At 72.8% G+C, this 20,671-nt stretch carries 23 protein-coding genes; 13 read left to right on the top strand and 10 right to left on the bottom strand.

All coding sequences use genetic code 11. The features are described 5' to 3' along the window. Positions 1-34: 34 nt before the first annotated feature. Both OHA72_RS34450 and OHA72_RS34445 read left to right on the top strand, forming a co-directional pair. Positions 35-718: a FadR/GntR family transcriptional regulator gene (locus OHA72_RS34450; protein ID WP_327000218.1), complete on the top strand. Its 684-nt coding sequence runs from the start codon at positions 35-37 to the stop codon at positions 716-718. Then, positions 715-1,905: an MFS transporter gene (locus tag OHA72_RS34445; RefSeq protein WP_327000217.1), complete on the top strand. Its 1,191-nt coding sequence runs from the start codon at positions 715-717 to the stop codon at positions 1,903-1,905. The genes OHA72_RS34450 and OHA72_RS34445 overlap by 4 nt, the downstream gene beginning before the upstream one ends. A 13-nt stretch (positions 1,906-1,918) precedes the next feature. On the opposite strand, the gene def is transcribed toward OHA72_RS34445, so the two are convergent. Continuing rightward, on the bottom strand, positions 1,919-2,440 hold the full coding sequence (def, locus tag OHA72_RS34440; protein ID WP_327000216.1) for a peptide deformylase: 522 nt from the start codon (positions 2,438-2,440) through the stop codon (positions 1,919-1,921). Positions 2,441-2,604: 164 nt separating this feature from the next. On the opposite strand from def, the gene OHA72_RS34435 reads away from it, so the two are divergent. Next, entirely contained in the window at positions 2,605-2,952 is a 348-nt protein-coding gene (locus tag OHA72_RS34435) for a DUF6223 family protein (protein ID WP_327000215.1), read from the top strand. A gap of 6 nt (positions 2,953-2,958) precedes the next feature. Here the strand turns inward: OHA72_RS34435 and OHA72_RS34430 are convergent, their stop codons facing one another. Next, entirely contained in the window at positions 2,959-3,783 is an 825-nt protein-coding gene (locus tag OHA72_RS34430; protein WP_327000214.1) for an alpha/beta fold hydrolase, read from the bottom strand. 330 nt (positions 3,784-4,113) lie between these two features. Continuing rightward, positions 4,114-5,271 carry an endonuclease gene (locus OHA72_RS34425; protein WP_327000213.1) on the bottom strand — a complete coding sequence of 386 codons (1,158 nt, stop codon included), beginning with the start codon at positions 5,269-5,271 and terminating at the stop codon, positions 4,114-4,116. Positions 5,272-5,368: 97 nt separating this feature from the next. Between OHA72_RS34425 and OHA72_RS34420 the strand changes: the two genes are divergently transcribed. Next, entirely contained in the window at positions 5,369-5,623 is a 255-nt protein-coding gene (locus OHA72_RS34420) for a hypothetical protein (RefSeq protein ID WP_327000212.1), read from the top strand. A 16-nt stretch (positions 5,624-5,639) separates the two neighbouring features. Further along, the gene (locus OHA72_RS34415; RefSeq protein WP_327000211.1) at positions 5,640-6,059 is read left to right on the top strand and encodes a hypothetical protein; all 420 of its coding nucleotides are present in this window, start codon (positions 5,640-5,642) and stop codon (positions 6,057-6,059) included. A gap of 274 nt (positions 6,060-6,333) precedes the next feature. Here OHA72_RS34415 and OHA72_RS34410 read toward each other — a convergent pair whose 3' ends face one another. Together OHA72_RS34410 and OHA72_RS34405 are read right to left on the bottom strand one after the other, a co-directional pair. After that, positions 6,334-7,212 (bottom strand): hypothetical protein, encoded by an 879-nt coding sequence (locus tag OHA72_RS34410; protein WP_327000210.1) that lies wholly within the window; start codon positions 7,210-7,212, stop codon positions 6,334-6,336. A 252-nt stretch (positions 7,213-7,464) separates the two neighbouring features. Then, on the bottom strand, positions 7,465-8,019 hold the full coding sequence (locus OHA72_RS34405; protein WP_327000209.1) for a TIGR03086 family metal-binding protein: 555 nt from the start codon (positions 8,017-8,019) through the stop codon (positions 7,465-7,467). Between the two features lie 157 nt (positions 8,020-8,176). Between OHA72_RS34405 and OHA72_RS34400 the strand changes: the two genes are divergently transcribed. Further along, positions 8,177-8,299 carry a hypothetical protein gene (locus OHA72_RS34400; RefSeq protein WP_327000208.1) on the top strand — a complete coding sequence of 41 codons (123 nt, stop codon included), beginning with the start codon at positions 8,177-8,179 and terminating at the stop codon, positions 8,297-8,299. A 91-nt stretch (positions 8,300-8,390) separates the two neighbouring features. On the opposite strand, the gene OHA72_RS34395 is transcribed toward OHA72_RS34400, so the two are convergent. Continuing rightward, positions 8,391-9,500 (bottom strand): FAD-dependent monooxygenase, encoded by a 1,110-nt coding sequence (locus OHA72_RS34395; RefSeq protein ID WP_327000207.1) that lies wholly within the window; start codon positions 9,498-9,500, stop codon positions 8,391-8,393. A 126-nt stretch (positions 9,501-9,626) separates the two neighbouring features. Between OHA72_RS34395 and OHA72_RS34390 the strand changes: the two genes are divergently transcribed. Then, a complete protein-coding gene (locus tag OHA72_RS34390; RefSeq protein ID WP_327000206.1) occupies positions 9,627-10,604 on the top strand; it encodes a GntR family transcriptional regulator in 978 nt (325 codons plus the stop codon). Between the two features lie 53 nt (positions 10,605-10,657). Here OHA72_RS34390 and OHA72_RS34385 read toward each other — a convergent pair whose 3' ends face one another. Then, complete coding sequence (locus OHA72_RS34385) at positions 10,658-12,061, bottom strand: APC family permease (protein WP_327000205.1); 1,404 nt, start codon at positions 12,059-12,061, stop codon at positions 10,658-10,660. 136 nt (positions 12,062-12,197) lie between these two features. On the opposite strand from OHA72_RS34385, the gene OHA72_RS34380 reads away from it, so the two are divergent. After that, positions 12,198-12,638 (top strand): universal stress protein, encoded by a 441-nt coding sequence (locus OHA72_RS34380; protein ID WP_327000204.1) that lies wholly within the window; start codon positions 12,198-12,200, stop codon positions 12,636-12,638. Between the two features lie 136 nt (positions 12,639-12,774). Here the strand turns inward: OHA72_RS34380 and OHA72_RS34375 are convergent, their stop codons facing one another. The 3 genes from OHA72_RS34375 to OHA72_RS34365 are packed head-to-tail and all read right to left on the bottom strand — an operon-like array spanning position 12,775 to position 14,770. Beyond that, positions 12,775-13,008 (bottom strand): hypothetical protein, encoded by a 234-nt coding sequence (locus OHA72_RS34375; protein ID WP_327000203.1) that lies wholly within the window; start codon positions 13,006-13,008, stop codon positions 12,775-12,777. After that, a complete protein-coding gene (locus OHA72_RS34370; protein WP_327000202.1) occupies positions 13,005-14,108 on the bottom strand; it encodes a HAMP domain-containing sensor histidine kinase in 1,104 nt (367 codons plus the stop codon). The genes OHA72_RS34375 and OHA72_RS34370 overlap by 4 nt, the downstream gene beginning before the upstream one ends. Beyond that, positions 14,105-14,770 carry a response regulator transcription factor gene (locus OHA72_RS34365; RefSeq protein WP_327000201.1) on the bottom strand — a complete coding sequence of 222 codons (666 nt, stop codon included), beginning with the start codon at positions 14,768-14,770 and terminating at the stop codon, positions 14,105-14,107. Before OHA72_RS34365 ends, OHA72_RS34370 begins: the two co-directional genes overlap by 4 nt. A gap of 89 nt (positions 14,771-14,859) precedes the next feature. Here OHA72_RS34365 and OHA72_RS34360 point away from each other — a divergent pair, with 89 nt between their 5' ends. The 5 genes from OHA72_RS34360 to OHA72_RS34340 all read left to right on the top strand — a co-directional run bounded on the left by OHA72_RS34360 (position 14,860) and on the right by OHA72_RS34340 (position 20,644). Next, complete coding sequence (locus OHA72_RS34360) at positions 14,860-15,786, top strand: ATP-binding cassette domain-containing protein (protein ID WP_327000200.1); 927 nt, start codon at positions 14,860-14,862, stop codon at positions 15,784-15,786. Continuing rightward, positions 15,786-17,282, top strand: a complete 1,497-nt coding sequence (locus tag OHA72_RS34355) for a DUF1349 domain-containing protein (RefSeq protein WP_327000199.1) — start codon at positions 15,786-15,788, stop codon at positions 17,280-17,282. The genes OHA72_RS34360 and OHA72_RS34355 overlap by 1 nt, the downstream gene beginning before the upstream one ends. Further along, the gene (locus OHA72_RS34350) at positions 17,279-18,019 is read left to right on the top strand and encodes an ABC transporter permease (RefSeq protein ID WP_327000198.1); all 741 of its coding nucleotides are present in this window, start codon (positions 17,279-17,281) and stop codon (positions 18,017-18,019) included. The genes OHA72_RS34355 and OHA72_RS34350 overlap by 4 nt, the downstream gene beginning before the upstream one ends. Before the next feature lie 17 nt (positions 18,020-18,036). Then, the gene (locus OHA72_RS34345; RefSeq protein WP_327000197.1) at positions 18,037-18,894 is read left to right on the top strand and encodes a S41 family peptidase; all 858 of its coding nucleotides are present in this window, start codon (positions 18,037-18,039) and stop codon (positions 18,892-18,894) included. Positions 18,895-19,102: 208 nt separating this feature from the next. After that, a complete protein-coding gene (locus OHA72_RS34340; protein WP_327000196.1) occupies positions 19,103-20,644 on the top strand; it encodes a DUF7402 domain-containing protein in 1,542 nt (513 codons plus the stop codon). Positions 20,645-20,671 lie beyond the last annotated feature (27 nt).

Below are 20,671 nucleotides of genomic sequence, written 5' to 3'. Positions count from 1 at the left end.
TACAATCCAAATGTCCAACATTTGGAGGTCCCGCATGCTGTCGACCCCCCGCCGGGGTGCGCCGCTCGCCACACAGGTCGCCGATCAGTTCAGGGCGCTGATCGCCGCCGGTGACTGGCCGGTCGGCACCCGCATCCCACCCGAGCACCGGCTCACCGAGGAGCTCGGCGTCAGCCGCAACACCGTCCGTGAGGCCTTGAGCGCGCTGGTACACCTCGGCCTGCTTGAGGCACGACCCGGTGACGGCACCTACGTGCGTGCCGACAGCGAGCTGCAGGTGTCGCTGAGCCGTCGCGTCGCCGTCGCGGATCCCGAGGACGCGTTCGAGGTCCGTGCGCTGCTGGAGCACCACGGCTCCCGCCGGGCCGCGACGCACGCCACCGCCGAGGACGTCACCCGGCTGCGCGAGCTGCTGGAGCAGCGCGACGCCTTCCGCGCCGCCGGCGACCTGCCCGCCTTCGTGGAGGCCGACTTCGCGTTCCACCGCGCGGTCGTCATCGCCGGCGGCAACCCGCTGCTCGCCGAGCTGTATCAGCACCTGGGGCCGGTCATCACGCAGACCATCACCGACACCGCCGCGCTGCACGAGGACCGCGCCGTCCACGACCTGCACCACCGCCTGGTGGACGCGATCGCCGCCGGAGACCCCGCCGCCGCCGAGGCGTGCAGCGTCGCGCTGGTCGACGAGGGCCGCGACATCCTGCGCGGTGGCGCATGACCACCACCGCGCCGCACCCCGCCGTCATCCGGCGCTCCGGCCTGCTGGTGGTCGGCATCCTGCTCATCGCCACGAACCTGCGGGCGGCGCTGACCTCGGTCGGCCCGGTCCTCGACGACGTGCGGGCCGACCTCGGCCTCACGGCCACCGCGGCGGGCGTGCTCACCGCCCTGCCGCTGCTCGCGTTCGCCGGCTTCTCACCGGTCGCGCCGATGGTCGCGCGGCGGCTCGGGCTGGAGCGCACCATCGGCGTCGCGCTCGCCGTGCTCGCCGCGGGCATCGTGCTGCGGTCCCTGCCGGTCACCGGCGTGATCTGGGCCGGCACCGTCGCGATCGGCGCGTCGATCGCGTTCTTCAACGTGCTCCTGCCCGGCGTGGTCAAGCGCGACTTCCCGGACCGGGTGGCGCAGCTGTCCGGGGCGTACTCCGCCACGCAGAGCGTCGTGGCGGCCATCGCCTCCGGCGTAGCGGTGCCGATCGCCGGCGACGACCCCGCGGGCTGGCGGATCGCGCTGGGCTGCTGGGTCGGGCTGACGGTCATCGCCGCGGCGTTCTGGCTGCCGCAGCTGCGCACGCCCGCGGCCGGGCCGGGCGCCGCCGCCGGTGCGGCCACCCACCGTTCGCCGTGGCGCAGCGCCATCGGCTGGCAGGTCACCCTGTTCATGGGCCTGCAGTCACTGGTCTTCTACGTGATGATCGCGTGGCTGCCCACCATCGAGCAGGACCACGGCATCGCCGCGGCCACCGCCGGCTGGCACCTGTTCGTCTACCTGATCTCCGCGGTCGTGGCCAACCTGGTCGCGCCGCACCTCATGCGCCGCCTGCCGGACCAGCGCCTCGTCGGCCTGCTGTGCGCCGCGCTGATCCTGCTCGGCGTCGGCGGCCTGCTCCTGGCTCCCGGCGCCGTGCTGGTGTGGCTCGTCAGCGCCGGCTTCGGGGCAGGCATGTCGCTGGTGCTGTGCCTGTCCCTGTTCAGCCTCCGCGCCGTCGACCACCGCCAGGCCGCGTCACTGTCCGGGATGGCGCAGTCCGTCGGCTACCTGCTGGCGGCCTGCGGGCCCGTCCTCATCGGCGCGCTGCACGACGCCAGCGGCGGGTGGACGCTGCCGCTGACGGTGCTGTGCGTCGTGATCGCGGTGATGGGCGCCTTCGCCGTCCAGTCCGGCCGGGACCGGGTGATCGGCTGACCCGCACCGTTGCTCAGACCCGCAGGCCGGCCTCGCGCAGCAGCTCCTCGCGGCGCTGCGCGGGGAGCCGGTCGACGTAGACGGTGCCGTCGAGGTGGTCGCACTCGTGCTGCAGGCAGCGGGCGAAGTAGCCGGTGCCGGTCACGGTGATCGGCGCGCCGGTCAGGTCGAACCCGGTGACCGTGGCGAGCGCGGCGCGGGGCACCTCGGCGCGCGGACCGGGCACCGACAGGCAGCCCTCGGTGTCGGTGACGGTCCCGGCGAGCGCGGACGCGGCCTGCAGCTGCGGGTTGACGACGTGGCCGCGGTACCGGGTGCCGTCCTCGCCCGGGCAGTCATAGACGAACACCCGCAGGTCCACGCCGATCTGGTTGGCGGCCAGGCCGACGCCCTCCGCCGCGTACATCGAGGCGAACATGTCGTCGATCAGGTCGCTGAGCGCCTGGTCGAAGGCGGTGACGTCGGCGCAGCGGCGGTGCAGGACCGGCTCGCCGTAATACGTGATCGGTCGGGCCGCGCCCTTGGTGATCGGCATCGTTGCACTGTATCGGCCTGCCGCACCGCTCCTACGTCGAGCGGCGCGGTTCCGCACGGCCCTTCCACGCCGAACCGCGTATCCGCTGCCGCCCGCCGGCAGAGGACATCGCCACCCCGGGAACGCGACGATGGACCGCGTCGACGCAACCGAAGGGAACGCTCATGTCCGCACTGCAGTTGCTTGCCGGGCCCGTTCAGGCCGCCGGGTACGAGCTCGGCTCCGGGCGGCTCGTGCCGACCGTCGCCGCCGTGATCGGCCTGGCCGGCGTGGTGATCGGCGGGCTCGCGCTCGCCCGCTCCGCCCGTGGCGCCGCCGTCCAGACCCTGGCGGTCGCGGCGCTGGTGGCGGGTCTGATCAGCGCCGTCGTCGGTGGCCTGCACGCGGCCAACGCCGGTGGCGGTGTCGGCACCGGCAACGGGCTCGCCGGGGCCGTCGTGGCGGTGGTCCTCGGGCTGGTCGCCGTGGCGCTGGCCCTGGTGGCAATGGCCCGCGCCCGCCGCCACGCGTAGCCCGCCTTACTGATTGCTCTCAGCACCGTCCACGAAGAACTCGAGCATCGCGGCGTTGACCGCCTCGGGCTGCTCCAGGTAGCCGTAGTGGCCGGCGTCGCGGATCTCGGTGTAGCGCGCGCCCGGGATCGCCGCGGCGAGCTCCCGCCCCCGGGCGGGCGGCGCGACCAGGTCGTCGGCGAACGCGATCACGAGCGTCGGGGTGCTGATCCGCCGGTACGCGCCGAGCCGGTCGGTGTCCACGTCGACGTCGAGCTGCGGGCGGACGCCGGTGTCGGTCACGTCCGGCGCGGACATCTCGAAGATGTCGAGCCAGTCCTGCACCGCCTGCTCGTCCTGCAGCGTGCGCGGCGACAGGTTCTGCAGCGCGCGCACGGCGGCGTCGTAGGCGGACGGGAGCCGGACGCGCTCGTCGTACAGCGACCGTTCGGCGGCGGCGAGGGCCCTGGAGAACGCGTCTGGCCGGCCCCTGCCCGCCATCAGCACCGCCTGGGTCGCCAGGTCGGGCCGGGCCAGCAGCAGCTCCTGCACGACCTGCGCTCCCATCGAGGAGCCGACGAGCCGGCACGCCCCGCCGGCCAGCCGCTCGATGAGCCCGGCGGTGTCGGCGACCAGGTCCGCGACGGTCAGCCCGGGCTTCGCCGGGTCGCTGGGCGCCACGCCGCGGTTGTCGACGGTGATCGCCCGGTATCCGGCCGCCACCAGCGCCGGCACCTGATGCAGCCGCCAGGTCCGCCCCGCGGCGCCGGTGCCGGCCACCAGCACCACGGCCTCACCGCTGCCGGACTCCTCGTAGTGCAGCCGCACGGCACCGACATTCACGAACGGCACGAGCCGCCCCGCCTTCTGCACTCCGCTTGCATCACGGCAGCCTACCCATCCGTGGTGCGCCGCGGTCGGTGCGGCTGCCGGCGGCAGATCGCCGGCGCGCACAGCATCACGATGAGCACCGGGGACAGCCACGCAACCGCCGGCGAGCGCGATTCGGTGACCGACGTCGGTGACCGTTCCGGGGACACCAGCACCGCCGTCGGCGCCGGGCCCAGACCCGCGGCCCCCAGCCGCCGGTCTTCCCACCGCCGGCATCCCGAAGACCGCCACCATCGCGGCCCGTCCCCCGGCGACGGCGCCCGTCTCGACCCGGCGCCGTCGCTGTCGTGCTCAGGAGCCCCAGATGGCGGCGGCCCACTCAGGGTGGTCGATGAAGGGGTTACGGTTGTGCTGCCAGGCGGCGTAGATCCGCTCGTTGCGGCGCTTCTCGAAGGCGTCCGGCGGGTCCTGCTGGTGCCACTGCAGCAGCACCGACAGCTTGCCGATGCGCGGGGCGGATCCGTTGCCGACCGAGTTGTTGATTTCCAGGTCGGCCCAGCCGTCGTCGCCCTCGTACCGGATGGCCATGTACATGATCATGCGGGCGACGTCGCCCTTCACGGCGGCGCGCGGCTCGAAGGAGTCGCTGTCGGTGAGGCAGCCGGGCGCCTCGCTGACGGCGGAGCCGCCGAGGTCGAAGTCCTTGTTGCCGCGGGCGGCGTTCACCGAGACGTCCTCCGGGCGCAGATGGTGTACGTCGGTGCCCGGGCCGGTCGCGGTGCCGAAGTCGCCGTGCGACTTCGCCCAGACGTGCTCGCGGTTCCAGTCGTTGGCGCCGCCGCCGTTCGTCGTCTTGCTCTGCGAACGGCCGGAGTACAACAGGATGACGTTGCTGCTGTTGTTCGGGTCCTGATCGGTGTCCTTCAGCGCGTCCCACACCTGGTCGTACGTGATCTTGGACTGCACCTTGATGATGGTGTGCAGCGCCGTGCGCAGCGCGGTGCCGGTCTTGCCGGCCGCCGCGGCGTAGTAGGTCTCGACCGGGCCGGTCGGGGTCGGGCCGCCCGTCGGCGTGGTGGTCGGCGTGGTGCCGGCCAGGCTCATCGAGGTCGGTGACTTCAGGCCGCCGTGGGAGAAGTACGCCGTCAGCTGCCCTGCCACGACGAGGCGCCGGCCCATCAGCGACGGGTTGGACTGCAACCCGAACGAGGCCCGATAGGAGGCGGTGATCTGCACGTACAGCATCCGCGTCGTGCCGGTCTCGCTCGCGGAGTCCGCCAGCGCCAGGGCGGTGTCACCGGTGAACCCGGACCGCAGCACGGTGCTCGTGGCGGTCGGCTGCCCGACCACGTATCCGACGACGGATGCGGACCGGCCGTCCTGCGCCGCGAGCGCCTGGCTCACCGACAGGTCGGCGGCCACCGCCGCCGTCGAGGTCATCACGACCGCGGCGCCCGCCGTGGTCAGGGTCAGGGCGAGCGCCACCGCGATCCGCCGGGTTCTCCACATGGTCGATCCTCGCCTCAGCCGTGCATCACAACCTGCGAATATCGTAGATCGCCTATACGTTCGCTCCCAGCGCGTGAATTTCACTTAACTTGCCACGGTGCGTGAGACGCCGGTCGCCGGACGGGCGGCTCGTCCGTTCGGCTGTTCTTCACCGGTACCCCTCGCGCCCCGCCCAGGTCAGCGGATCGGCCTGCTGTGGAAGCTCGACGTCGACACCGACATCATCTTCCGCGTCGCCGACACCCTCGCCGCCGTCCGCGACCAGATCGTCGCACCCGCCGCGATCCCGGCCCCGCGCGCCGAACGCCGCCTCCTGGGCGGCCTGCTGCGCCGTTTCCGCGACACCCGCTGACGCATAGGCTACGGGCGTGTCATCGATTGCTTCGCTGTACCTGCTCCGCGGGCCGGACATCCAGGCCTTCGCCACCTCGGGTCGCGCGCCGGACCACCTCCGGCTGCAGGACACCGTCTTCTGGTCCGGCTACTTCTGGATGTACCTGCTGCTGTTCCTGGACGAGCAGGGCGTGCCGGTGTCACAGTCACGGCACGACACGACCCTCACGGACGTGGAGGCCACGTACTTCCTGCTCACCACGGAACATCAGCCCTACCTGCCACAGCTGGACCCGGCAACCTTCGACCAGGCGGCGTTCGACGAGTACCTGTCCGGGATGGGCTGGGACGACTTCGACGAGGCCCCGATCGCGGCCGAGGAGACGCTGACCGTGCTGCGCGACCAGGTCGCCGCCCTCACCGAGGACCACGCACTGCTCATCGACATCGCCTGACGCCGCCGGGGCCACGCCCACCCGGGCGAGGAACGAGCGGCGTCGACGGCGCGGCGGGGCGGGCGGGGTCGGGGTCGCGGTGTCGGCCTCCAGCGCTGCCGGCCTGCGCAGCCCGAACGAGTACTTCTCCGCAGGCAGGCTCAACACGGCGTCGGCCGGGTACAGGTTCGGCGACCAGGGCGCCCGGTACGGGGCGCCCGGCACGCCAGCCGGGTCACGCCGATCTCACCGAAGATCGTCGCCGCACCCCGGGCATGACCCCACCAGGGAACGCTCAATGCAACTGACCCCCCACGTGCACGGAGAACACCAGATCATCAAACGTCGGCGGCACGGTGGAGGAGTGATTGCAGTGGTAGACGCGGGTCACCTCGTCCGCCCGCTCCGACCACATGCCGGCGTACCCGTCCCACCGGACCACCCGCTCCTGCCCGTTGCCGGCGACCTGGGTGTAGACGTTGCTGAGCTGCAGGAGTCCTCGCGGGGACCGGTACGTCAGATCGAGCTCCTCGCCAGCCGCGTCGGGCCAGAAGTAGCCTCCGGTCGGCAGCCACTCGCTGCCCTCGAGCACCGCACCCTCCGGCAGCCGGATCTCCACGCCGTGGCGATGCCGGCGGTCGATGGTCAAGGCTCGCAGCAGCAGCCGTCCCTCGGCCGGAATCCCCCGGATGGTGTCACCCGTGATGACCTCGTGGTGCCCCCACCGCATCGGCAACGGCACCAACCCCGGCAATCCCGCCCGCTGCCGCCGCTTGGCGAGGTCGAGCATCGCCATGGCGACCGACAGCCCCGTCGGCTCGTAGTCCACACTGCGCTGCGCCCACTCGACGGCAGCCGAGTCGCGGCCGCCGTCGACGGCCTCGAACACCCGCCGCCAGTCGACATCGTCCTGGCGGACGCATTCCAAGACCGCCTGATACGCGGCAAGAATGTCAACCTTCGCAACCTGCCCGATGCCGTCGGCCCGCTGCTGCCGGTAGCGAATCACCAGAGCCTCGGCAGGATCACGCGCAATCACCTGGATAAACCGGCCGTCTACGTCAACCGACTGGATCGTCGTCGTGAAGCTGTCCGACTCCGGCAACGAGTCCATTACGATGTAGAGATCGTCGCTGGCAGTCGGCAGGACGTCATCGTCGAAATCCGTGATCAACCGATATCGTCCGGACAATCCTCGCTCCTAGTCATCGTAGCCAGGATCGCCCGGGTACAGGTTTGTATTCGGCTTCCGGTTACCCGCTAGCTTATGCATGGGATCGACCGCAGCGTGGTCGTCGGGCCAACGGGGGAGCTGTCTCGCTGCCGCCGTCGTTCAGTCGTCCCCCATTCGGGCGCGTCACCGCTGTGGGTCGGTGGGCGATCGAGGCGTTTCGATCGGCGTGACAGGACGCCCGATGGTGTTGTCCTACAACGGGTTGCGGCCGATGAAGGCGAGCAGGCGGGTCTGGGCGTCGGAGTCTTCGGGGACGTCGACGCGGGGGCCGTAGTGGCCGCTGCTGCGCAGGATCTCGTCCATCGGCAGCATGCCGGCGAGCATGACGGCGCAGCGGTCGGGGTCGAGGTGTTCGTCCTGGCCGGTGGCGCGGGCCAGGTCCCAGGTGTGCAGGAAGACGTCTGCGGTGTAGAACTGGCTGATCGCGGTGTCGAGCGGGAGTTCGCCGATGTGCGGGTTGCTGAGCTTGCGGTCGGCGCAGGACGGGTCGTCGAGGACGGCCTGCACGGCGTCGGTGTGTGCCTGCCAGGCGGCGACGGGGTCGGTGCTGACGGGCGGGCCCTGGGGCAGCTCGATGCCGGTGCCGGCGCGCAGGAAACCCGGGAACCATTCGACGAGGTGGCCGACGACGTCGCGGGCGACCCAGCCCTCGCACGGGGCGGGACGGTCCCAGCCGTCGGCGGGCACGCCACGGACGCGGTCGGTGAACGTGCCGGCGATGTTGCGATGCTCCTCAGCTGGATTCATCCGGTCACGCTAACGCGTGCGGGCGGTCGATGGCCGACCCTTGGCCGAATGGGCGCCGTTTGATCGCGGGGTGGTTGGGAAACCATGCAGCGTAATGGATGTCGCTGGAACCCGGGCGACGAGCCGATGACGACGCACGTGAATCGAAGGAGACGCCATGCCCTGGGTCCGAGGACACTATGCCAGGCCGCCGCGCAACGGCCGGTCACCGCTCGGCGTCGGCGCGATTCTCGGCATCGCGCTCATCATCTTCATCGTGATCTACCTGCTGACCCGCTGAGCCGTGATGCACCTGCCGACCCGCTGAGCCGTGATGCACCTGCTGATCCGCTGAGCGGGAGACCGGCGCCGCCACCGCGGCGCCGGTCTTGTCACGCGTCCAGGTCGATGGCGGACTTTGCCCGCTCCGCCGACTCGTCCGACGGCGGGCCGCCCGGGTTCTCGGTGGCGAGCGCCTGGTTGAGCGTGACGAACTGCCGCATCCGCCGCTCGTAGTCCTCGAACCCGGCCACGTAATCGCCGCCGTGGCGGGCCAGGGCGTCGGCGAGGACGTACGCGCCGACCAGCGCGAGGCTCGTGCCCTGCCCCGACAGCGGCGACGGGCAGTAGCCCGCGTCGCCGAGCAGCGTCACGCGGCCGGCGGACCAGGAATCCATACGGATCTGGGCCATCGCGTCGAAGTAGAAGTCGGTGGACTGCCACATCGCGGCGAGCAGCCGCTCGGTCTCCCACCCGACGCCGTGCAGCCGCTCCTCGATGAGCTTGCGCTGGGCGTCGGCGTCGCGGCGGTCGTAGTCCAGGGGGCCGGACTCGAAGCCGAGGTTGACGCGCAGCTGCGTGTTGTCCCGGGCGGAGTAGATCCCGTAGCCGACGCCATCGGCGCGCAGCCAGACCTGCCAGCGGTCCAGGTCGAGGAAGTTGGGGGCGGTGAACACGCCGACGTAGGCGCCGAGGTGGTGCAGATAGGGCTCCTCCGGGCCGAACGCGAGGCGCCGCACCGTGGAGTGCAGGCCGTCGGCGCCGACGACGAGGTCGAAGGTCTCCGGCGCGGCCCGGTCGAAGGTCGCCCGGACGCCGTCGCGGTCCTGGTCGAGTGCGGTCACGGAGTCGCCGAAGCAGTACCGCACGCCGGCCCGGGTGGCGTCGTACAGCAGGCCGACCAGATCCTCCCGCAGCGCCTCGACGTCGGCGCTGTCGAGCCGGCCGCTGCTCAGCGCCATCTCGGTCGACCGCATGATCTCGGTGCCGTCCTGGTCGACCATCGACATGCCGCGCATCTCGGTGCGGGCCCGGCGCAGCGGGCCGGTCAGCCCCATCCGCTCGATCACGTCGAGCGCCACGCCCCGCACGTCCACTGCGTGCCCGCCGGCCCGCAGCGTGGGCGCCCGCTCCACCACCGTGGGCGCGAAGCCGTGGCGGTGCAGCCAGTACGCCAGCGCCGGCCCTGCCACACCGGCACCGGAGATCAGCACAGTTTTCACGATTCCTCCTTGTACGCTGTACGCGCTTCGACGGTACGGTGTACGCATCTGACACAGCAACGAATCACGCCGACACTGGCCTAGCACAGGTGAGGCCGTGTCCTAGCACAGAACGGGAGGCGCCCGGTGCCCGCGCAACCGCCGTACCAGCGCATCGCCGCCGATCTCAGCCGCCGCATCGCCGCCGGGGAGCTGCGGCCCGGAGACCGGCTGCCGTCCACCCGTGCGCTCGCCACGCAGTGGGGAGTGGCGCTGGCCACCGCCGCGAAGGCGCTGCACGAGCTGCGGCAGTCCGGCGTGGTGCGCACCCAGCAGCGGGTGGGCACCGTCGTGGCGCCGCCGGCGGCACGGGCGGGTGCGCGCGGCGCCCGAACGCCTCGACCGGCGCCGCCCCGGACCGTCGACGTGCCGGAGGCGGATCTGGACCGTGACCGCGTGGTGCGCGCCGCCGTGGCGATCGCCGACGCCCAGGGCCTGGAGGCGCTGTCGATGCGCACCGTCGCGGCGCGTCTCGGCGTGGGCACCATGTCGCTGTACCGGCACGTCGCCGGCAAGGACGAGCTGGTGCTGCTGATGGCGGACGCGGCGTACGGCGAGGCCGGTTACCCGGCGGCCCCGACCGGCGGGTGGCGGGCCAGGCTCGAGCTCGGCGCCCGCACGCTGTGGCGGCTGTACGTCCGGCACCCATGGCTGGCGCACCTGGGCCCGCTTGCCAGGCCGCTGCTGCTGCCCAACCTGCTGCGGCACGGCGAGTGGATGCTCGGCGCGCTCGGCGGCCTCGGCCTGCCCGCGACCCGGGTCTTCGACCTGTACATCGTGCTGTACAGCCACGGACAGGGCCTGGCGGTCAACCTCGACCGGGAGGCGCGGGCGCAGGCGGAGACCGGCCTGTCGGACGAGCAGTGGGTGGACGCCCAGGCAGCCGACCTCCACGCATTCGCGCGCTCCGGCCGGTATCCGAACTTCGCCGGCGTCACTGGCGGCCTCGCCGACGGCTACGCCTTCGACCTCGACGTGCTGTTCGAGACCGGCCTGCGGGCGCTGCTGGACGGCTTCGAGCGGCTGATCGAACGCGAGACCGGCGGCAGGACCTTTGCCACATAACGGCCCGGCAACGGCGTCGCTGTCCGACCGAAGCCCCGGCCGGCGGGCACCACCTACCGGTCCGCCGGGTCGTCGGCGAGGTGCTCCGGGTCGAGCCGGGTGTCCTGGTGCAGCACGAACCGGTTCACCGCGTACGTCACCGCCCACAGCACCACGCCGATCACCAGCAGTACCCCCGCGATGCGGTAGTCCTCACCCGAACGACCGGACAGCGGGCTCGCCAGATACGCGCAGGCGACCGCGCCGATGACCGGGATCACCGTCGGCGCCCGGAAGTGCCGGTGCTCGACCCGGTCACGGCGCAGCACCAGGACCGCCACGTTGACGACCGTGAACACGCACAGCAGCAGCAGTGCGGTCGTGCCGCCCAGCGCGGTGAGGTCGGCGAACCAGATCAGGCCGAACGCGACGAGCGTGGTGAACAGGATCCCCGCCCACGGGGTCCGCCGCGCCCGGTGCACCAGCCCCAGGAAGCGCGGCAGCACGCGCTCGTTGGCCATCCCGTACAGCAGGCGACTGGCCATGAGCATGTTGATGAGCGCGGAGTTGGCCACCGCGAACATGGTGATGAACGCGAAGATGCTGACCGGGAACGCCGGCGCGCCGGCCGCCACCACCTTCAACAGCGGCGCGTCGCCCTCGCTGAGGTCCTCCGGCGACACCAGCGCCACCGACGAGATCGACACCAGCAGGTAGATCAGCCCGGTGACGCACAGCCCGGCGAGCATGACCTTCGGGAAGATCCGCACCGGATCCCTGGTCTCCTCGGCCATGTTCACCGAGTCCTCGAAGCCGACCATCGCGAAGAACGCCAGCGCCGTCGCCGCGGTCACGGAGAAGAACGGGCTCTCACCCTCCGGCGCCTTGAAGTCCGTCAGCCGCGAGAGATCACCCTCCCCGCCACCCAGCGCCCACGCCCCGATGCAGATGACGATCAGCAGCCCGGTCAGCTCCACGCACGTGAGCAGCAGGTTGATCTTCACGCTCTCGCCGACGCCCCGGAAGTTGACCAGCGCGATCAGCGTCATGAACCCCAGCGCGAGCGCCGTCAGCCCGATGCCCTCGCCGATCGACAGGTCGAACGCCTCGACGAAGTTGCCGGCGAACGCCTTCGACGCACTCGACGCCGACGTGAGCCCGGACGACATCACCGTGAACGTGACCATGAACGTCAGGAAGTGGATGCCGAAGGCCTTGTGCGTGTACAGCGCCGCGCCTGCCGCCCGCGGATACTTGGTGACCAGTTCGAGGTAGCTGAACGCGGTGAGCACCGCGACCACGAACGCGCACAGGAACGGCAGCCAGACCGCCCCGCCCACCTCGGCCGCGACCTTGCCGGTCAGCGCGTACACCCCCGTGCCGAGGATGTCCCCGACCACGAACAGCAGCAGCAGCCACGGCCCCATCACCCGGCGCAGGGCGGGCTGGCCGCTCGCGGTCGCGCTCTCGTCCGCCATCGGGCACCTCCCGGTGATATACATCCGACGATATAGCCAGGCAGTGGGCTTGGCATCCACTTGTCGAATCCCGTACCGGCCGCCAGGATCGAGGCAGCGAGCCACACCGGTCGCCGGATCCGCAAGGAGGACAGCGATGCACATCGTGCTGGCAGCCAACCCCGAGGCGCCTCACCAGCCGTGGGTGGCCGACACCGCCGCCGCGCTCGCCAAGCAGACCGGCGGCACGATCGCCGTGGTCGCCGTCGACGAGGTCGAGCTCGAACGCCTCGCGCCCCTGCCCCGCAGCGTCTACGTCGAGCGTGCCTCGGAGGCCGCCTCCGCCGCCGTGACCCACCTCGCCGACGCCGGCATCGAGGCCACGATGACGGTGCTGTCCGGCCGGCCCCTCGAACGGATCCTGGAGTTCGCCGAGCGTGAGGCCGCCGACCTCATCGTGGTCGGCTCCAGCACCCGCCCGCCGGTGGCGCAGCGGCTGCTGGGCAGCGTGCCGCTGGACCTGATCACCAGATCCCCGCGCCCGGTCCTGGTCGTCACCCACCCGGCGCACCCAGCCGAACGAGCGGGCACCAAATGACCTCGGTCAATGGACTCACGCCCCCCGTCGGCCGACCTCAACGTCACGCGCCTCGACCGGCTGCTGGCGGCGATCCGTGGCATCGACGACGTTTACGACGCGTACCGGGTCGCGTCGCCGGAGTGATGGGCGCGGCTCAGGAGCCGCCTTCGCCGTTCTCTGTGGCGATCTGGGGGCTGTGGACGGGGTCGGCGGAGTCCGGTTTGCGGTCGAACGGGAGGCCCGGAGCGTCGGCCTGGCCGCCGAGGCCCAGCGGGTTGGTGACGCCGGTGGCCGCGCCGTTCGGGGTGTCGGCGTCGTCGATGGCGTCGGCGCCCGCGGTGGACGGCGTGGCGGTGGTGCCCATCGTGTACTGCTCGTCGTCGCTCATGCCGTGGTGGTACCCAGTTCGGGCCGGTCCTCCCACGCCGCCGCGGGGGCAGGTGGGAAGCGGACCGTGATGTCGAGGCCGCCGTGGGGGCGGGGGTGGGCGGTGATGGTGGCGCCGTGGGCGTCGGCGATGGCGGCGACGATGGCCAGGCCCAGGCCGTGGCCGCCGGTGTGCCGGGTGCGGTCGGTGCCGTGGCGCTGGAACGGCTGGAAGAGGCGGGCGAGCTCCTGGGGGTGGATCACGGGGCCGGTGTTGCCGACCGAGATGCGGTCGGCGGCGGTGGTGACCTCGGCGGTGCCGCCGGCGACGTTGTGCCGCAGGGCGTTGTCGACCAGGTTGGTGACCAGGCTGGCGATGAGGTGCGGGTCCCCCGCGACCGGCGCGGAGGCCAGCGCGGTGTGCAGGCGGAGTTCGGCGGCGGCGCGTGCTCGTACCACGGCGCGGGCGACGTCGGCGAGATCGACGGGTTCCCGGCGGTCGAGGCCGCGCTGGCCGTGCGCCAGGGTCAGCAGCGCGCCGATGAGGTGCTCCTGCTCCTCGCCGAGGGTCAGCGCCTGCAGGCACGCGGCGCGCAGGACGGCGGCCGTGGCGTCGGGGTCGGCGAGGGTGACCTCCAGCAGGGTCCGCTGTGCGGCGACCGGGGTGCGCAGCTCGTGGGAGGCGTTGGCGACGAAGTGCCGCTGCGCGGCGAACGACGCGGCGAGCCGGCGGGTGAGGCCGTCGAGGGTGGCGGCGAGCTCGGTGAACTCGCGGTAGGAGGCGTCGACCGGCACGCGGCCGGGGAGGTTGCTGGCGGAGATGGCCCGGGCCGAGGCGGTGAGGGCACGCAGGGGGCGCAGCGCCCGGTGAGCGGTCAGCCAGCCGAGCACCGCGGACAGCAGGACGAGGACGGCCAGCGCGACCGCCGAGTACCGCAGCACCTCCGGCACGTTGCTGGTATGGACATCGGCCGACGGTGGGGATCCAGGAGCTGGGCGCACGTGGTCGGCGGTGAGCAGCGGCAGGTCGACGACGGCCAGCAGGACGACACCGGAGGCGAGGAAGAGCCCCGTGTGCAGCAGCGCGAGCCGGGTGACCAGCCGGGGTGCCGGGCCGGTCACGGCTCGCCGATGCGGTATCCGGCCTCGCGGACGGTGTGGACGGCCGGCGGTTCGCCGAGCTTGGCGCGCAGCCGGCCGATCGTGGTCTTCACGGTGGTGGTGAACGGGTCGGTGGCCTCGTCCCAGATGCGGTCCAGCAGTTCCTCGGCCGGCACGACCCGGCCGGCGTTGGCGAGCAGGTACGCGAGGACCGCGAACTCCTTCGGGCCGAGGTCCAGGCGGCGCCCGGCGCGCAACGCGACCCGGCGGTTGGGGTCGACGTGCAGGTCGCCGTTGTCCAGCACCGGTGCGAGCACGACCGCGGGGCGGCGGTTCAGCGCGCGGACGCGGGCGGCCAGTTCGGCGAAGTTGAAGGGCTTGGACAGGTAGTCGTCGGCGCCGAGGTCCAGGCCCTCGACCCGGTCCTGGACGGTGCCGGACGCGGTGAGCATCAGCACCCGGCTGCCCGAGCCGCCGGCCACGATCCGCCGGCAGATCTCGTCGCCGTGCACGCCGGGCAGGTCGCGGTCCAGCACGACGACGTCGTACCGGGTGACGGTCAGGTGCTCCAGGGCGGCGTGGCCGTCGCGGGCCACGTCGACGGCCATGCCCTCGCGGCGCAGACCGGCGGCGATCGCCTCGCTCATCACCGGATGGTCCTCGACCACCAGCAGTCTCGTCATGGCGGCCCACTCTGCCAAATCACAGGTGACAGCACGGTGACAGCGCGACGTTCCGTGCTGTCACCGGCCGGGGCGTACAAACCGTTGCCATGAGTGAAGCCACCATCGAGGTCGCCGGGCTGCGCAAGCGGTACGGGTCGGCCACGGCCCTGGACGGGATGACGTTCACCGTCGCGCCGGGCAGGGTCACCGGTTTCGTCGGCCCGAACGGCGCCGGCAAGTCCACCACCATGCGGATCGTCCTCGGCCTGCACACCGCGGACGCGGGCCGGGCGCTGATCGGCGGCCGGCCGTACCGCCGCCTGCACCGCCCGCTCAGCCGGGTCGGCGCGCTGCTGGACGCCTCCGCGGTGCACCCGGCCCGGTCCGGCCGCGACCACCTGCTGTGGCTGGCGCGCGCCCAGGGGCTGGGGCGGCGGCGGGTCGACGAGGTCGCCGGGCAGGTCGGCCTGGGCCCGGTGATCGGCCGGGGCGCCGGCGGCTACTCGCTGGGGATGCTGCAACGGCTGGGCATCGCGGCGGCGCTGCTCGGTGACCCGCCGGTGCTGCTGCTGGACGAACCGTTCAACGGCATGGACCCGGAGGGCATCGTGTGGATGCGCGGCTTCCTGCGGCACCTCGCCGGTCAGGGCCGCGCCGTCCTGGTCTCCAGCCACCTGATGGGCGAGCTGCAGGACACCGCCGGCCACGTGGTCGTCGTCGGCCGCGGCCGGGTCATCGCCGACGCCGGCGTCGCCGACCTGGTCGCCGGGGACCGGCTCATCGTGCGCACCCACGCGGGCGAGGCGGCGGCACGGGTGCTGACCCGGGCGGGTGCCGCCGTGGAAGGTGCGGGCGACGGCGCGCTCGCCGTGCACGGGCTGCCGGCCGAACGCGTGGTGGCCGCGCTGACCGCCGGCGCGGTGCCGTTCTCCGAGGTCACGGCGCACCGGGCCACCCTCGAGGAGGCGTATCTGCGACTCACCCGCGAGGCGGTCGAGTTCCGTCCCGCCGTCACGCCGAGGGAGGCGCTGTGATGGCGTTCGCGCAGCTGGTACACGCTGAGTGGACCAAGTTCAGGTCGGTGCGCGGCTGGCTGGGCGGCTCCGCGGTCGCCGCGGCGATGATCGTGCTGTTCGCCGTGCTCACCGGCGCCGGCGCCACCGCCGACGGTGCCAGGGCGGTCCCGGTCGGGCCGCACGGCGGGCCGGTCAGCGACGGCTTCTACTTCGTGCACCAGCCGCTGGACGGTGACGGCAGCATCACCGTCGACGTCACCTCACTGACCACCGTGATCGCCGCGGAGCGCGGCGGGACCGTCCCGTGGGCGAAGGCAGGGCTGATCATCAGGGCAGGCGCCGGGCCGGGGTCCAGCTACGCGGCGGTCATGGTCACCGGCGGGCACGGGGTACGGATGCAGCACGACTACATCCACGACCACGCCGGGCCGGTCTCCGCGGCCGGGCCGCGCCGGCTGCGGCTGACCCGCTCCGGCGATACGATCACCGGCGAGGTGTCCACCGACGGCACCCGCTGGACCCCGGTGGCCACCGTCCGGCTCGCCGGCCTCCCGGCCACGGTGCAGGCCGGGCTGTTCGTCGCCTGCCCGAACGCCGTGGACGGCAACGGCACCGTGCCCGCGGCCGCCACCGCCGTGTTCGGCCGGCCCGAGCTGCGGGGGCAGTGGCCGCAGGGCAGCTGGGACGCCGAGCAGGTCGGCGCCGACACCGCCACGTTCGGCGGGTACCCGCCGGTGCCGACCGGTGGTGCCGTGGACGTGCACGGGCCGCGCATGACCGGCGCGTCCACGCCGACCGGGGACGGCTTCACCGTGACCGGCGCCGGTGACATCGCGCCGGCCACCCGGTCCGAGATCCCCGCCGGCGGCGTCGCGGGCGACCTGCTGTTCGGCGCGTTCCCGGCCCTGATCGCGCTGTGCGTCATCGGCGCGCTGTTCATCACCACCGAGTACCGCCACGCGCTGATCGGCACCACCCTGACCGCCTTCCCGCACCGCACCCCGGTCCTGGCCGCCAAGGCCATCGTGCTCGGCGTCGTCACGTTCCTCACCAGCCTGCCGGCCATCGCGCTCGCCCTGCCGGTCGGCGCGCGGATCGCCCGCGCCCAGGGGCTGTACCTGTTCCCCGTCACCACGGCCACCGCCGTGCGCGTCGCGGTCGGCCTCGCCGCGCTGCTGGCGCTCACCGCCGTGTTCGCCCTCGGCGTCGGCACGGTCCTGCGACGCAGCGCGAGCGCCGTCACCACGGTCGTCGTGGCGCTCGTCCTGCCGCACCTGCTGGTGCTCACCCCGATCCTGCCCGCGGCCGTGCAGCGGTGGCTGACGCTCGTCACCCCCGACGCGGCCTTCGCCGTGCAGCAGACGGTCGTCGCGTACCCGCACGTCGACGGCGTCTACACCCCAGCCAACGGCTACTACCCGCTCGGGCCGCTGCCCGGGCTCGCCGTCCTGTGCGGATACGCCGCCGTCGCCCTCGGCCTGGCCGCGGTCCTGCTGCGGCGGAGGGACGCATGAGGCATGCGGTGCACGCCGAGTTCACGAAGCTGCGCACCACGGCCGGGCCCGCGCGGCTGCTGCTCGCCTGCGTCGCCGTCACCGTGGCGCTCGGTGCCGCGGTGACCGCGGCGATGTCCTGCCCGGGCAACGGCTGCGGCCTGGACGCCGTGCGGCTCAGTCTCGCCGGCGTCTACCTCGGCCAGGCGCCGGTGGCGATCCTGGCCGTCCTCGTCATCAGCGGCGAGCACAGCAGCGGCCTGATCCGCACCACCCTGACCGCCGTCCCCCGCCGGGCCGTGGTCCTCGCCGCCAAGGCGAGCGTCCTCGCCCTGGCGGTGGCGGCCGCCGGCGGTGCCGCGTTCCTCGCCTCGCTGCTGGTCGCGCGGGCCGTCCTGCCCGGCAACGGGTACCCGCCGCCGTCGTTCGCCGACGGGCCGACCGTGCGTGCCTACGCCGGCTCCGTGCTGTACCTCGTCCTCGTCGCGCTGCTCGGCCTCGGTGCCGGCGCCGCGGTCCGGGACTCGGCGGCGGCCGTGGGTGCCGTCCTCGGCCTGCTCTACCTGCCGGCGATCCTCGCCCTGTCCGTGGGCAACGCGCACTGGCAACGGCTCTTGCAGCGGGCCGCGCCGATGAACGCCGGGCTCGCCGTGCAGTCCACCACCGACGCTGGATGGTCCGGGCTCGCGGTCCTCGCGGCGTGGGCGGCCGGCGCGCTGCTCGCCGGCGCGCTCCTGCTCCATCGACGGGGCACGTGACCGTCTATCTTGGCGGCATGTGGCGGAGGCTTGCGCGGCGGCGGGTCCGGCGGTACCTGACGGACGCGCTCACCGTCATCGAAACCCGCGCGCTGTACAGCGCCACGGTGGACTGGCCCGAGGTCCGGGCGGCGGCGCTGCTCGCCTGCGCCGGGGCCGTCGCCTACGCCGACACCCACGAGACCCTCGCCGGCGTGCTGCGACAGGCTGGCGGTCCGCACAGCGGCCTCCGCCCGCCGGGCGCGAGCGCGTGGCGCGCCGTCGACCGGCCCACCGGCGGGCTCGTCGACGGCGTCGCCCACGTGCGGCTGCCCGCCTGCGGCGGCGCGAACCGACGGTACCGCGACACCGGCCACCGGCTGGTGCGGGACCTCGCCGCCGCCGGGCCCGCCGGGTGGGTCGTGGACCTGCGCGGCAACCTGGGCGGCAGCATGTGGCCGATGCTGGCCGTCGTCGCGCCGCTGCTGCCCGACGGCGTCCTGGGCCACTTCGTGCCGCCGGACGGACCGGACCAGACGTGGGAGCTGCGACGGGGCCGGGTCCTGCTCGGCGGCCGGACACTGGCGCGCACGACCGGCCCGGTCCCGCCGGCGCCGGTGGCGGTCCTCACCGACGGCCGGACCGCAAGCTCCGGCGAGGCGGTCGCGGTGGCGTTCCGGGCCCGGCCCGAGGTCCGCACGTTCGGCTCCGCGACGATGGGCATGACCAGCGCCAACGAGACGCATCCGCTGCGCGGCGGCACCAGGTTGAACGTGACGGTCGCCTACTTCGCCGACCGCCACCGCACCGTCCACCGCGGCCCGCTGCCACCCGACGAGGACGGCGGCACCGACCCCCTGGCCGCGGCCGTCGCCTGGGTCCGCCGGGAGCGGTGACGCGCCGAAAGGTTTTCGGTTGCCGGTGCTGGCTTTTGGTGCTGCTTAAGTCTTGGCACAAGTTGTCACATGATTGACATCCGACGATTTGTCCTGCCACAGTTCGAAAAGGTTTTCGTCGATGTGACGGGCCCGCCGCCCCGGGTCGTGCACCGCTGCCGGTGATCGCATCGATTCCCCGACACCCCTCATGAAGGGAGCCAGCACCATGCCCGAATCCGTATCGGCCCGGCGCAGACCCGCCCGTGGCAGCACCACCCGGATCGCCGTCGCGGTGATCGCCGCGCTCGGACTCGTCGGTGTCAACGCCTTCGCCGGTGAGGCGCTCGCCGGCGACCGGGCGGGCCGCAGCGCCGACCTGACCGCCGTCCCCGCCAACGACGCCGCCAGGGGGCTCGTCTACGACGGGCTGCAGCGCCGCCCCGGCGGGCCCTGCGGGCCGGGACTGCTGGAGGTCAAGGGCACCAGCCCGGTCATGTGCACGCACGGGCCGGACGCCGTGCCCGCGGGACTGTCGGTGCGGTCGAGCGTGCCGGCGCTCACCGCCGCCGCGCCGAGCGCGGCCGCCGCGCAGTCACTGGCGGTCTGCGAGGGCGACGGGACCAGCGGCCGCCGGGTCGAGGTCCTGTACATCCATGGTTCGACCAGCCGGTACACGCAGTACCTGGAGACGTTCCGCACCCTCGCCGAGAGCGTCGACACGATCTTCAACGAGAGCGCGAAGGAGACCGGCGGCGAGCGGCACGTCCGGTACGTCACCGAGACCGTCAACGGCGCGTGCCGGCCGGTCGTGCGCAACGTGCAGATCGCCGACTCGGCGTTGAACGCCAACGACTGGGCGCCGCTGCTCAACGCCGTGAAGGCCGCCGGCTACACCCGCACCGACCGCAAGTACCTGCAGTTCGTCGACGCCAATGTGTACTGCGGCATCGGCGGCCTGGCCGGCGACACCCGCAAGAGCGACGCGAACCGCTCCAACAGCGGCCCCGAGTACGCCCGCGCCGACAACGGCTGCTGGTCCGCCGGGGTCGCCGCGCACGAGCTCGGGCACACGCTCGGCGCCGTCAACAACAACGCGCCCAACGCGTCCGGCTACGGCCACTGCGTCGACGAGTGGGACGTCATGTGCTACAAGGACGGCGACGACGTCGTCATCCGCACCGTGTGCACCAACCGGTCCCACGACGACCGGCTCGACTGCAACCACGACGACTACTACAGCACCAACCCGCCCGCCGGGTCGTACCTGTCGCAGTACTACAACGTCGCGGACAACCTGTTCCTCATCAAGGGTCCCGGCGGCGGCAACCCGCAGCCCGACAGCAACCTCGCCCGCTCGGCGACCGCGTCGGCGTCCTACACCTCGGCGTGGGAGTCGGTCGCGGCGATCAACGACGGCATCGACCCGCCGTCGTCCAACGACACCGTGAACCCGCGCTGGGGCACCTGGCCCAACAGCGGCCAGCAGTGGGCCGAGCTCACCTGGCCGGCGAACCAGACGCTGAAGCGGGCGCAGGTGTACCTGTTCGACGACAACCAGGGCATCGACGTGCCGTCGAGCTGGAAGCTGCAGTACTGGACCGGCAGCGCCTACGCCGACGTGCCTGGCGCCAGCGGGTACCCGGTGACCGCCAACGCGTACATCACCGTCACGTTCACCCAGGTCAGCACCGCCCGCCTGCGGGTCGTGCTGCAGTCCAACGGCACCAGCTCGGTCGGCCTGCTGGAGGTCAAGGCCTACGCGAGCTGACCCCTGCGACCTGCGCGCCGTTCCCCC

The sequence above is a fragment of the Dactylosporangium sp. NBC_01737 genome (assembly GCF_035963215.1).
GTDB lineage: Bacteria > Actinomycetota > Actinomycetes > Mycobacteriales > Micromonosporaceae > Dactylosporangium.
Note: the sequence above shows the minus strand (reverse complement) of the source record. Positions and strands in the feature narration are given on the sequence as shown.

Bases quoted from the DNA above. Each gene is read 5' to 3' on its own strand.
- OHA72_RS34375 (WP_327000203.1), bottom strand. From the start codon at position 13,008: ATGAGCGACGACGAGCAGTACACGATGGGCACCACCGCCACGCCGTCC.
- OHA72_RS34385 (WP_327000205.1), bottom strand. From the start codon at position 12,061: ATGGCGGACGAGAGCGCGACCGCGAGCGGCCAGCCCGCCCTGCGCCGG.
- OHA72_RS34445 (WP_327000217.1), top strand. From the start codon at position 715: ATGACCACCACCGCGCCGCACCCCGCCGTCATCCGGCGCTCCGGCCTG.
- OHA72_RS34450 (WP_327000218.1), top strand. From the start codon at position 35: ATGCTGTCGACCCCCCGCCGGGGTGCGCCGCTCGCCACACAGGTCGCC.
- OHA72_RS34360 (WP_327000200.1), top strand. From the start codon at position 14,860: ATGAGTGAAGCCACCATCGAGGTCGCCGGGCTGCGCAAGCGGTACGGG.
- OHA72_RS34405 (WP_327000209.1), bottom strand. From the start codon at position 8,019: ATGAATCCAGCTGAGGAGCATCGCAACATCGCCGGCACGTTCACCGAC.
- OHA72_RS34400 (WP_327000208.1), top strand. From the start codon at position 8,177: ATGCCCTGGGTCCGAGGACACTATGCCAGGCCGCCGCGCAACGGCCGG.
- OHA72_RS34345 (WP_327000197.1), top strand. From the start codon at position 18,037: ATGTGGCGGAGGCTTGCGCGGCGGCGGGTCCGGCGGTACCTGACGGAC.
- def (WP_327000216.1), bottom strand. From the start codon at position 2,440: ATGCCGATCACCAAGGGCGCGGCCCGACCGATCACGTATTACGGCGAG.
- OHA72_RS34365 (WP_327000201.1), bottom strand. From the start codon at position 14,770: ATGACGAGACTGCTGGTGGTCGAGGACCATCCGGTGATGAGCGAGGCG.
- OHA72_RS34350 (WP_327000198.1), top strand. From the start codon at position 17,279: ATGAGGCATGCGGTGCACGCCGAGTTCACGAAGCTGCGCACCACGGCC.
- OHA72_RS34380 (WP_327000204.1), top strand. From the start codon at position 12,198: ATGCACATCGTGCTGGCAGCCAACCCCGAGGCGCCTCACCAGCCGTGG.
- OHA72_RS34340 (WP_327000196.1), top strand. From the start codon at position 19,103: ATGCCCGAATCCGTATCGGCCCGGCGCAGACCCGCCCGTGGCAGCACC.
- OHA72_RS34435 (WP_327000215.1), top strand. From the start codon at position 2,605: ATGTCCGCACTGCAGTTGCTTGCCGGGCCCGTTCAGGCCGCCGGGTAC.
- OHA72_RS34425 (WP_327000213.1), bottom strand. From the start codon at position 5,271: ATGTGGAGAACCCGGCGGATCGCGGTGGCGCTCGCCCTGACCCTGACC.
- OHA72_RS34355 (WP_327000199.1), top strand. From the start codon at position 15,786: ATGGCGTTCGCGCAGCTGGTACACGCTGAGTGGACCAAGTTCAGGTCG.